We start from the raw sequence: 11077 nt of genomic DNA on the forward strand, positions 1-11077 counted from the left end.
CTCCCCGGGGAGGCGGGCCCGTCCACGTCACCCGTGGGTTCGGCTACTTCTGGTAGATGGCCTCGATGTCGGCCGCGAAGTCCTTCAGCACGACGTTGCGCTTGAGCTTGAGCGAGGGCGTCAGGTGGCCGCTCTCCTCGGAGAACTCGGTGTCCAGCAGGCGGAACTTCTTGACCGCCTCGGCGTGCGAGACGGCCGCGTTGCCGTCGTCCACCGCGGACTGGAGGGCGGCCAGCAGGTCCGGGTCGGCGGCGAGGTCGGCGACGGTGGCGTCGGCGGGCTTGCCCTTGAGCTCCTTCCACTTCGGGAAGAACTCCGGGTCGACGGTGATCAGGCAGGCGACGAAGGGCTTGCGGTCGCCGACCACCATGACCTCGCCGACCAGGGCGTGCGCCCGGATCCGGTCCTCGATCACGGCCGGGGCGACGTTCTTGCCGCCGGCCGTGACGATGATCTCCTTCTTGCGGCCGGTGATGGTCAGGTAGCCCTCGGAGTCCAGCGAGCCGATGTCGCCGGTGGCGATCCAGCCGTCCTTGAGGGTGTCCGCGCTGGCCTGCGGGTTGTTCCAGTAGCCGGTGAAGACGTGCGGGCCCTTGAAGAAGACCTCGCCGTCCTCGGCGATCCGGACGGAGGCGCCGGGCACCGGCTGGCCGACCGTACCGATCTTCGCCTTGTCGCAGGTGTTGAAGGCGGTGGCCGCACAGGTCTCCGTCAGGCCGTAGCCCTCCAGGACGGTGAAGCCGATGCCCCGGTAGAAGTGGCCCAGGCGCTCGCCGAGCGGGGCGCCGCCGGAGATGGCGTGGGTGGCCCGGCCGCCGAGGGCGGCGCGCAGCTTGCCGTAGACCAGCTTGTCGAAGACCGCGTGCTTGAGTCGCAGCACCAGGCCCGGGCCGCCGGTGTCCAGTGCCCGGCTGTAGGCGATCGCGGTCTCGGCGGCCTTGTCGAAGATCTTGCCCTTGCCGTCGGCCTGGGCCTTGGCACGGGCGGTGTTGTACACCTTCTCGAAGACTCTGGGCACACCCAGGATCAGGGTCGGCTTGAAGGCGGCCAGCTCGGCGGTGACGTTCCGGACGTCGGAGACGTGGCCGAGCTTGATCGGGGCCATCGCCGGGGCGATCTCGACGATCCGGGCGAACACGTGGGCCAGCGGCAGGAAGAGCAGGACGGAGCTCTCGCCGAGGCGGAACAGCGGGGCCAGGCGCTCGACGACGTTGCCGCACTCGGCCAGGAAGTTGCCGTGGGTCAGCTGGCAGCCCTTCGGGCGGCCGGTGGTGCCCGAGGTGTAGACGATGGTGGCGACGTCGTCGGGGCCGGCGATCCGGCGGCGCTCCTGGACCGTCGCATCCGGGACGTCCTGCCCGGCCTCGGCCAGCGCGGCGATCGCCCCGCCCTCGATCTGCCAGGTGCGCTTCAGCTGCGGCAGCCGGTCGCGGACCTCGTCGACCACCCGGACGTGCTGGTCGGTCTCGGTGATCACCGCGACCGCGCCCGAGTCGCCGAGGATCCACTCGACCTGCTCGGCGGAGGAGGTCTCGTACACCGGCACGGTGATCGCACCGGCCGTCCAGATCGCGAAGTCCAGCAGCGTCCACTCGTACCGGGTACGGGACATGATGGCCACCCGGTCGCCCGGCTCGACGCCCGCGGCGATCAGGCCCTTCGCGGTGGCGTGCACCTCGGCCAGGAACTGGACCGAGGTCAACTCCTGCCACTGGCCGTCCACCTTCCGGCTGAGCACGGCGAGGTCCGGGTGCTCCTCGGCGTTCCGGTGTACCGGGTCGGCGAGGTTGCCACCGCTGGGTACCTGGTAGAGGGCCGGAAGGCTGAAGTCGAGCAAGACTGCTCCTCGTTCGCGACGCTGCGGGACGGCAGGACGTTACTGCCCGGTAGGCAGCTTCGACCAGGGGGGTTGGCTCCGGTGTTCGAAGTGTCACACCCGGCCGGGTCCGACCAGGCCGTGACCGGGTCGTTCGAATGGCACCCTATGGCAGCACGCGGCGACCGGCCGGTAACATGCCCGGTCGCCCAGCGCCCGCCGCAGTGCGGCCGCCCGCCGGGTGCGGCCCGCGCCGCCGACCCGCATGCCGGGCGCGATAGCCTGCTCCGGGCGGACCGGGCCGAGCGCGCCCCGGCCGGACCGGCAGTCAGAGGGACGAGGCGGAGGGCCATTCCATGGCGGAGCACACCAGGTCGAGCATCACCATCGACGCGACCCCGGCCACGGTCATGGCCGTGATCGCGGACTTCGCCGCCTACCCGGCCTGGACCGGGGAGGTCAAGGAGATCGAGGTCCTGGAGACCGGCGGGGACGGCCGCGCCGCCCAGGTCCGGCTGCTGCTCGACGCCGGCGCCATCCGTGACGAGCACGTCCTCGCCTACACCTGGGACGGCGACCGCGAGGTCTCCTGGACCCTCGTGCGCAGCCAGATGCTCCGCTCGCTGGACGGCTCCTACACCCTCGCCCCGCTGGCCGGCGGCCGCACCGAGGTGACCTACCAGCTCGCCGTGGACGTCAAGATCCCGATGCTCGGCATGATCAAGCGCAAGGCCGAGAAGGTCATCATCGACCGCGCCCTGGCCGGTCTGAAGAAGCGCGTCGAAGGCTGACTGCACCGAACGGGGGGCCGGACGGCATGACGGCGACACGCACCATCCTGGTCAGCGGCGACGCGGGCGCGCCCGCAGTGGCCGCCGCCACCGCCCTGCACGCCGCCCGGCGCGGCCACCGCACCTGGCTGCTGGCCGGCGACGACCCCCACCGCGCCCTGGACTCCGCCCTCGGCACCCGGCTGGAGCCCGAACCGCTGCACTACGCACCGGGCCTGACCGTCTCCCGGATCGACGAGCAGGCCGCGTTCCGCTACGCCGTCGGCGAGCTCACCGGCCGGCTCAAGCCCGCCCTCGACCTGCTCGGCGCCGAACAGCTCGATCCCGAGGAACTCACCGCCCTCCCCGGCATCGCCCGGCTCGCCCTGCTGCGCGCCCTGCCCGCCGCCGACCAGGACGTCCTGGTCGTGCTCGCCCCGCCGCCCGCCGAGCTGATCGCCACCCTCGCCCTGCCCGAGCAGCTCACCCGCTACCTGGGCCGGCTCGTCCCCGAGCAACGGCAGGCCGCCCGGGCGCTGCGCCCGCTGCTGGCCGGGCTGGCCGGCGTCCCGATGCCCGCCGACTGGCTGTACGAGGGGCGCACCAAGGCCGCCGTGGCGCTGGCCGAGTCCCGCGCCGCGATCACCGGCCCGGGCACCAGCGTCCGGCTGGTCGTCCCGGCGGGCGGCCACCCGTACCAGGAGCTGCGCCGGATCCGGGCCGGGCTCGCGCTGCACGGGCACCGGCCGGACGCCGTGGTGGTGCACGGTGCGCTGCCCGACGCCGCCGTCTCCTCGCCCGACCCCTGGCTGGCCGCCCTGGCCCGCCGCCGGCAGGAGGAGCTGACCGGGCTCGCCGCCGAGACCGACGCCCCGGTGCTGGTCACCGACCTGGCCGACGCCACTCTGGAGGCCGTCGCCGACCGGCTCTACGGGGACGGGGACGGGCCCGAGCGGCTCGCCCCCGAGCCCTGGCCGGTCGAGGACCGGCTCGCCGAGGAGGGCCTGCTGGTCTGGCACCTCGACCTGCCCGGCGCCGACCGCTCCGAACTGGACCTGGTGCGCCGGGGCGATGAACTGGTGGTAGGGCTCGGCACCCACCGCCGGGTGCTCACCCTGCCGTCCGCGCTGCGCCGCTGCACGGTGGCCGGGGCGGGGCTGCACGACGGGGTGCTCTCGGTGCGGTTCGCGCCCGACCCGGCGCTCTGGCCCCGGGGCTGACGGGGGCTCGGCGCGGTTCGGCGCCTTTTCGGGCCGCCCGGCCGGTCGGGTAGCGTCGGGCCGGAGGGCCGCGGGGTGCGGCCACGGCTGAGGAGGCGCCCGCGATGACCAGCACCGACGACCGCACCGAGCCCGTCGACGACCGCGCCGAGTCCGCCGGCCGTGCCGAGTCCGGCCGCGCCGGGGCTGACGGTGCCGGGGCTGACGGCGACCGCACTGCGCCGGGCGGCGGGCAGTCGAACCCGTTCGGGCCGGAGCTGGGCCCGCTGGTGGACGAGGTCCGCCGGTTCGCCGGTGCGCTCGGCGAGAAGGCCCAGGAGGCGAGCGCCACCACCCTGATCACGCTCTCCGGGCTGGCCGACCGGCTGCGCACCCAGCAGCCGGAGGTCTACTCCCACCTCGCCGCGGCCGGCACCGGGCTCGCCGCAGCGGGTGCCGAGCTGCTGGCCGCCTACCGTGCCGCCGTGGTCGGGCAGGAACGCCGCTGGACCGCCGGGCAGGGCGCGCCGACCGAGAAGATCGACCTTGACGCCGACGCCGACTGCGACCTTGACGAGGCTGACAGGCCGTCCGCCAAGCAGTGAAACCGTGACCTTCGGAGGGTGATCGCGCTGCTCTCTTACGTCACGAAGAAGGAAATTAGATACGACTTTTGAAGCGTCTCGGCTCGGTCGTTCCAGAATTGTCTTCGGATAATGTATGCGAGGCTGTGTACGGGGACAGAGTTGGGCGGTAGCGTTCCGTCCAGCGGGAACGAGTGAATAGCTGAGGGACACATGGCTCTGACCATCGGCGTCGATGTCGGCGGGACCAAGATCGCGGCAGGCGTGGTCGACGAGGCGGGCACGATCCTGGCCCGGACCAGGGTGCCCACCCCGGCCGACCCGCAGTGGGCGGTCGACGCCATCGCGCAGGCCGTGCGCGAGCTCAAGGAGGAGCACCCCGGCGTCACGGCGGTGGGCGTCGGCGCCCCCGGCTTCGTGGACAGCAACCGCTCCACGGTGATCTTCGCCCCCAACATCGACTGGGAGAACGAGCCGCTGCGCGGGCGGATCGAGGAGCTCACCGGCCTGTCCACCGTCGTCGAGAACGACGCCAACTGCGCCGCCTGGGCCGAGTTCCGCTTCGGCGCGGCCGCCGACCATCAGGACATGGTGCTGATCACCGTCGGCACCGGCATCGGCGGCGGCATCGTCCTGGACGGCCGGCTGCACCGCGGCCGCTTCGGCGTGGCCGGCGAGATCGGCCACCTCAACATGGTCCCCGACGGCCTGCCCTGCGGCTGCGGCGGCAAGGGCTGCTGGGAGCAGTACGGCTCCGGTCGTGCGCTGCGCCGCTACGGCCGGGAGAACGCCGCGGCCGACCCGCAGCGCGGCCGCCGGATGCTGGAGCTCAACGACGGCGTGGCCGAGACCATCCGTGGCATCCACATCACCCAGGCCGCCGAGGAGGGCGACCCGCTCGCCCTGGAGTGCTACGCCGAGCTGTCCGACTGGCTGGGCCGCGGCATGGCCGACCTCGCCGCGCTGTTCGACCCGGGCGTCTTCGTGCTCGGCGGCGGCGTCTCCGACTCCGGCCGGCTGCTGCTCGACCCGGTCGCCAAGGCCTTCGAGCACTACCTGACCGGCGGGGTGCACCGCCCGCGCGCCGAGGTCGTCCTGGCCTCGATGGGCTCCGCCGCCGGCATCGTCGGCGCGGCGGACCTCGCCCGCACCGCCTGACACCCCTTCGAGCCCGCCGGCGGCGGTGCGACCGGGCCCCGACCGATCCCGGACGCGCCGCCGCCGTCGCACGTCCCGGCCCGGCCGCGTACGGTCGGATCGATCCGGTGACCGCCCAGGGGAGGACCATGAGCGCCGCGCGCGAGACCGAAACCGCCGCGAACGTCGAACCGCTGCCACCACCCGGCCCGGGTCGGCTGCGCCTGCTCAGCTACAACATCCGCTCGCTGCGCGACGACCGGCGGGCGCTGGTCCGAGTGGTCCGGGCCTGCGATCCGGACCTGGTCTGCATCCAGGAGTCCCCGCGCTACTGGCGGCCCGAGGGCCAGGCCGCCTGGCTGGCCCGGAGCACCGGGACGGCCGTGCTGGCCGGCGGCGGCCGCACCGCCGCAGGTCCGCTGCTGCTCGGCCGGCCCGGCGCGGTGGAACTGCTGGGGGTGCACGACCGGCTGCTGCCCAAGACCCGCGGCCTGCACGCCCGGGGCTTCGCCAGTGCGCTCCTGCGGCTGCCCGGCACGGCGCCGTTCACCGTCACCAGCTGCCACCTCAGCCTGGACCAGGAGGAGCGGTACGGGCAGTTCGAGCTGTTGCTCGACCAGCTCTCGATCGCCGAGCTCGGCGTCGTGGCCGGGGACTTCAACGAGCACCCGGACGGGCCGGGCCGGCGGCTGCTGGCCTCCCGGCTCCAGGACGGGTATCCGACCGCGCCCTGGGGAGGCGAGTTCACCTCCGTACCGGAGCGCCCCTACCAGCGGATCGACGCCGTCTTCGCCACGCCCGGGATCACCGTCCTCGGCTGCGGGGTGCCGCACGGGCTCCCCGGCGTCACCGAGGCCGACCTGCGGGCCGCGACCGACCACCTGCCCGTGCTCGCCGTCCTCGAACTGCCGAGCAGCCGGCCGGGTGGTCGGCCGAGAAGTTAGACGACGGCGCCGTGGTCCGGGTCCTCCGGCTCGTCCTCGTCGCGGTCCTTCATCCGCGCGACCAGGGTGACGAAGCCGCCGAGGAAGGCGGTGATGCCCACCCAGGCGGGCCAGCCGGAGATCTCCCGCCAGACCACCGCGTCGACCAGCAGCAGGGCAGGGCCGCCGAGCACCGCCAGCCAGGCGAACTTGGCGGTCACGTCGGCGCTCGGAAGGGGCGGGGGCTCCGGCGGGACGTAGTGGCCCTCGTCGGTCTCCTCGGCCAGCTCGAAGTCGCGCGGGCCCGCGCCGCCCGCCGGCATCACCGGCCGGCCGGAGCGGGGACGGGGCTTCGGGGCGAGGTCGGACAGGTCGTCCTGCTCGCCGCGGCCGCCGCTGCCGTCCTTGTGGCCGCCCTTGAGCTCGTTCTGCGCCCGGAGGTTCTCGACCTCCGGCCAGTTCGGGTTGTTCAGGTCGACCGGGTCGTCGAACTGGGCCACCAAGGCGGCGAAGATCTCGTCCTGCTCGGCCTGGCTGCGCTCGGGCGCGCGGCGCGGACGACGTTCGGCAGGGGCCTGGGGCCCGGCGGCGTCCCCGGTGGCGTCCTTGACGGGCGGGGGCGTCCCGGCGCCGTCCGTGCCGGTACGGTCCGTCGGCGTACCGCCCGGGGCAGCGGCGTCCGTCCCGCCGTCCTTGGTCGCGCCGTCCTCGCGGGGAGTCTCGTCCCCGCCGCCCGCCGTGCTGCTCTCGTGCACTTCCGGCCCTTCAGCCATGGTGATCGTCGGATTCGACCCGGGTGACGCCCGCCACGTGCGCGGGAGCCAGCCGTCGGATGAAGTCCTGGGAGGCCGCGAATATTTCCGCCGCGTCGTGGTCCAGCGTCGCGACGTGGAAGCTGCGCTGGCACAGCCGCTCCGTCACGTCCGTCGAGGATATCCGGGCCAGTACCAGTTCCGAGTTGGCCGACGAGACGACGTGGTCCTGCGGGCTGTGGAAGAGCAGCACCGGCTGGGTCACCTCCGGCAGCAGCCGCTGGACCTCCCGCCACAGCCGGCTCAGCGACCAGGCGGCGTGCAGCGGGGTGCGGTCGTAGCCGACCTCGGTCGCACCGGCCCGGGCGATGTCGTTTGCGACTCCGGGCGCGCTGGGGAGCAGGTGGCGCAGCACCGGCAGCAGCACACTCGCGGGGGTGTCCGAGCGCACCGACGGGTTGACCAGCACCAGGCCGGAGACCGTCGGCCCGTGCAGCGCCGCGAGCCGCAGCGCCAGCGCGCCGCCCATCGACAGCGCGCAGACGAAGACCTGCTCGCACTCCTCGGCGAGCGTCAGCAGCTCGCGCTCGACCTCGGCGTACCAGTCCTCCCAGCGGGTGAGCTGCATGTCCTGCCAACGGGTGCCGTGTCCGGGCAGCAGCGGCAGCGAGACGGTGAACCCGGCCGCCGCCAGGTCCTCGGCCCACGGCCGCAGCGACTGCGGCGACCCGGTGAAGCCGTGGCAGAGCAGCACCCCCACCGGTCCGCCATGGTGGCGGTACGGCTCGGCACCGGGCAGCAACGGCATGGCGGACTCCTTCGCGGGCGGGTGGCGCTGGGGGAGGGACGCGGGAGGGGGGTGCTGCGAAACCGCATCGTCCCACGCTCCGCGCCGGGTCGTACACCCCCTACGGGAGGCCGGACGCGGCCCCTACGGCGGGGCCGGGCACACCGGACGGCCGCGGGGCATTAGGATCGACCGGTCCGCATAACAGGAGGCCCGGGTTGTTCTACCGACTGATGAAGATGATCGTCGCGCCACTGCTTCGGATCTTCTTCCGGCCGTGGATCGAGGGCGAGGAGAACATCCCCGCCGAGGGTGCGGCGATCATCGCGAGCAACCACCTGTCCTTCTCGGACTCGTTCTTCTTCCCCGCGCTGATCAAGCGCCGGGTCACCTTCATCGCGAAGGCCGAGTACTTCAACACCCCGGGCCTCAAGGGCCGGCTGACCGCCGCGTTCTTCAAGGGCGTCGGCCAGCTGCCCGTGGACCGCTCGGGCGTGCGCGGCGCCGGCGAGGCCGCGATCCGCAGCGCCATCGCGGTGCTGGAACGCGGCGAGCTGTTCGGCGTCTACCCGGAGGGCACCCGTTCGCCCGACGGCAAGCTGTACCGCGGCAAGGTCGGCGGCCTGGCCCGCGTCGCGCTGGCCACCGGTGCCCCGGTGATCCCGGTCGCCATGATCGACACCGAGAAGGTGCAGCCGCCCGGCCAGGTGATCCCCAGCTTCGGCATCCGCCCCGGCATCCGGATCGGCCGCCCGCTGGACTTCTCCCGCTACCACGGCATGGAGAACGACCGCTTCATCCTCCGTTCGGTGACGGACGAGGTGATGTACGAGATCATGCGGCTCTCCGGCCAGGAGTACGTGGACATCTACGCGACCGCCGCCAAGCGGCAGATCACCGAGGACAAGAAGAAGGCCGACGCCGAGCGCCGGGCCGCGGCCAAGGCGGAGAAGGCGGAGGCCGCCGAGGCCGAGAAGGCGGAGAAGGCAGCCGAGGCGGAGAAGGCGGAGAAGGCAGCCGAGGCGGAGAAGGCGGAGAAGGCAGCCGAGGCGGAGAAGACGGAGAAGTCCGCCGAGCCGGGCACCTCGGAGAAGCCGGAGTAGACGTCAGGGCGGCCGCACGGCCGGCCCGGACGGGCCCAGGGGAGGGGCGGGGCGGATGACGGACGACGGCGGCAGAACCGGCGCGGTCGGCGGCACGGTGGCGGCCGGCGGCATGTCCGTCGAGCTCCCGCTGTGGAAGGCGATCTCCTACTTCAGGGTGCTGGCCCTGTGCTACGCCCTGCTGCGGTACTTCAACTCCTACCTGCACTTCCTGCACCCGGTGGCCGGCTGGATCTTCCTCGGCGCGCTGACCCTGTGGACCCTGGCCAGCACCCGGGCCTTCGCCAATCCGCAGCGCTGCACCTGGTACGTCCTGGGCACCGACCTCGCCCTCGCCGTCACCGGCATCGTGATGAGCGGCCTGACCGACTCCCCGGCCCGGATCAGCCACGGCGCGCCCACCCTGCCGACCATCTGGGCGGCCGGCACGGTGCTCGGCTTCGCCGCGAAGGGCGGCTGGCGCCCGGCGGCGGCCTCGGGCTCGGTGATCGGCGTCGCCAACATCCTCGGCCACGGCGGGCCGACCGGCGACAACCTCCACAACATCGTGCTGCTGATGGTGGCCGGCTGCGCGATCGGCTACGTGATCGAGCTGGCCCGGGCCAGCGAGGCCACCCTCACCCGGGCGCTCCAGGTCGAGGCGGCCACCCGGGAGCGAGAGCGGCTCTCCCGGGACATCCACGACGGCGTGCTCCAGGTGCTCGCCCTGGTCCAGCGGCGCGGTGCGGAAGCGAGCGAGGGGGCGGGCTCCGGCGTGGACTTCGCGGAGCTCGGCCGGCTGGCCGGCGAACAGGAGCGCGCGCTGCGGGCCCTGATGACGGGCGGTCCGCTGCCGGCCCAGCGCGCACCGCGGTCCGGCGCCGCCGAGCCGCCGGACCCGGACGCGCCGCACGACCTCACCGCGCTGCTGCGCCCGTACGCGGACGAGCGGATCACGCTCTCCGCCCCCGGCACCCCGGTGGTGCTGCCCGGCCCGGCGGCGGGCGAGCTCGCGGCGGCGGTCGGCGCCGCCGTCGACAACGTGCGCAAGCACGCGGGGGAGCGGGCCCGGGCCTGGATCCTGGTCGAGGACGAACCGGAGGCGGTCACGGTCAGCATCCGCGACGACGGCCCCGGCTTCGCCCCCGGCCGGCTCGGCGAGGCGGAGCAGGCCGGCCGGCTCGGCGTCTCCCAGTCCATCCGCGGCCGGCTGCTGGACCTCGGCGGCACGGCCGAGCTGTACTCGGTGCCCGGGGAGGGCGTCGAGGTCGAACTGCGCGTCCCGAGGAAGGGCTCTTGATGACCGATCAGCCGACCACCGACCGGCCGGTGCGGGTGATGGTGGTGGACGACCACCCGATGTGGCGGGACGCGGTCTCGCGCGACCTCGTCGAGGCCGGACTGGACGTGGTGGCCACCGCGGGCGACGGCGAGGAGGCCGTCCGCCGGGCCCGCGCCTGCACGCCGCAGGTGGTCGTGCTGGACCTCAACCTGCCCGGTCTGCCCGGCGCCGAGGTGTGCCGCCGGGTGGTCGCGCACGACCCGGCGGTACGGGTGCTGGTGCTGTCGGCCAGCGGCGAGCACCAGGACGTGCTGGAGGCGGTGAAGTCCGGTGCGACCGGCTACCTGGTGAAGTCGGCCGGGCGGGAGGAGCTGCTGGACGCGGTGCGTCGTACGGCCGTCGGCGACGCGGTGTTCACCCCGGGCCTGGCCGGCCTGGTGCTCGGCGAGTTCCGCCGCCTGGCCGCCGAGCCGGCCCCGGCCTCGGCGCCGGCCGCCCCGCAGCTGACGGCCCGGGAGACCGAGGTGCTGCGGCTGGTGGCCAAGGGGTTGTCCTACCGGCAGATCGCCGACCGGCTGGTGCTGTCGCACCGGACGGTGCAGAACCACGTGCAGAACACGCTCGGGAAGCTGCAGCTGCACAACCGGGTGGAGCTGGTCCGGTACGCGATCGAGCAGGGCCTGGACGACGGGATCTGAGCGTCCTTCGGCCCGGCCCCACGGCGCGGCCCCGGGCGGGACACATC

Annotated in this window: 11 protein-coding genes; 8 read left to right on the plus strand and 3 right to left on the minus strand. The window is 73.8% G+C overall.

Annotated elements, in window-relative coordinates; translation table 11 throughout:
• Positions 1-43: 43 nt before the first annotated feature.
• Complete coding sequence (locus ACFU7Y_RS29955; protein ID WP_380770280.1) at positions 44-1837, minus strand: AMP-dependent synthetase/ligase; 1794 nt, start codon at positions 1835-1837, stop codon at positions 44-46.
• A gap of 335 nt (positions 1838-2172) precedes the next feature.
• Between ACFU7Y_RS29955 and ACFU7Y_RS29960 the strand changes: the two genes are divergently transcribed.
• From ACFU7Y_RS29960 to ACFU7Y_RS29980, 5 genes are all read left to right on the plus strand, one after another.
• The gene (locus ACFU7Y_RS29960; protein WP_224284715.1) at positions 2173-2607 is read left to right on the plus strand and encodes an SRPBCC family protein; all 435 of its coding nucleotides are present in this window, start codon (positions 2173-2175) and stop codon (positions 2605-2607) included.
• Between the two features lie 26 nt (positions 2608-2633).
• Positions 2634-3806 (plus strand): ArsA family ATPase, encoded by a 1173-nt coding sequence (locus ACFU7Y_RS29965; RefSeq protein WP_224284716.1) that lies wholly within the window; start codon positions 2634-2636, stop codon positions 3804-3806.
• A 104-nt stretch (positions 3807-3910) separates the two neighbouring features.
• Positions 3911-4390 (plus strand): DUF5304 family protein, encoded by a 480-nt coding sequence (locus tag ACFU7Y_RS29970; protein WP_380770281.1) that lies wholly within the window; start codon positions 3911-3913, stop codon positions 4388-4390.
• 192 nt (positions 4391-4582) lie between these two features.
• A complete protein-coding gene (locus ACFU7Y_RS29975) occupies positions 4583-5527 on the plus strand; it encodes an ROK family glucokinase (RefSeq protein ID WP_224284718.1) in 945 nt (314 codons plus the stop codon).
• 128 nt (positions 5528-5655) lie between these two features.
• A complete protein-coding gene (locus ACFU7Y_RS29980; protein ID WP_380770282.1) occupies positions 5656-6450 on the plus strand; it encodes an endonuclease/exonuclease/phosphatase family protein in 795 nt (264 codons plus the stop codon).
• On the opposite strand, the gene ACFU7Y_RS29985 is transcribed toward ACFU7Y_RS29980, so the two are convergent.
• Together ACFU7Y_RS29985 and ACFU7Y_RS29990 are read right to left on the minus strand one after the other, a co-directional pair.
• The gene (locus ACFU7Y_RS29985) at positions 6447-7184 is read right to left on the minus strand and encodes a hypothetical protein (protein ID WP_380770283.1); all 738 of its coding nucleotides are present in this window, start codon (positions 7182-7184) and stop codon (positions 6447-6449) included. The genes ACFU7Y_RS29980 and ACFU7Y_RS29985 overlap by 4 nt on opposite strands.
• A 10-nt stretch (positions 7185-7194) precedes the next feature.
• Positions 7195-7989 (minus strand): carboxylesterase, encoded by a 795-nt coding sequence (locus ACFU7Y_RS29990; RefSeq protein WP_224284667.1) that lies wholly within the window; start codon positions 7987-7989, stop codon positions 7195-7197.
• A 197-nt stretch (positions 7990-8186) separates the two neighbouring features.
• Between ACFU7Y_RS29990 and ACFU7Y_RS29995 the strand changes: the two genes are divergently transcribed.
• From ACFU7Y_RS29995 to ACFU7Y_RS30005, 3 genes are read left to right on the plus strand one after another with little or no spacing between them, the layout of a single operon-like run.
• Positions 8187-9071 (plus strand): lysophospholipid acyltransferase family protein, encoded by an 885-nt coding sequence (locus ACFU7Y_RS29995; protein WP_380770284.1) that lies wholly within the window; start codon positions 8187-8189, stop codon positions 9069-9071.
• Between the two features lie 55 nt (positions 9072-9126).
• On the plus strand, positions 9127-10350 hold the full coding sequence (gene macS / locus ACFU7Y_RS30000; protein ID WP_380770285.1) for a MacS family sensor histidine kinase: 1224 nt from the start codon (positions 9127-9129) through the stop codon (positions 10348-10350).
• The gene (locus tag ACFU7Y_RS30005; protein ID WP_224281431.1) at positions 10350-11030 is read left to right on the plus strand and encodes a response regulator transcription factor; all 681 of its coding nucleotides are present in this window, start codon (positions 10350-10352) and stop codon (positions 11028-11030) included. The genes macS and ACFU7Y_RS30005 overlap by 1 nt, the downstream gene beginning before the upstream one ends.
• Positions 11031-11077 lie beyond the last annotated feature (47 nt).

The organism is Kitasatospora sp. NPDC057542 (assembly GCF_042801945.1).
Lineage (GTDB): Bacteria > Actinomycetota > Actinomycetes > Streptomycetales > Streptomycetaceae > Kitasatospora.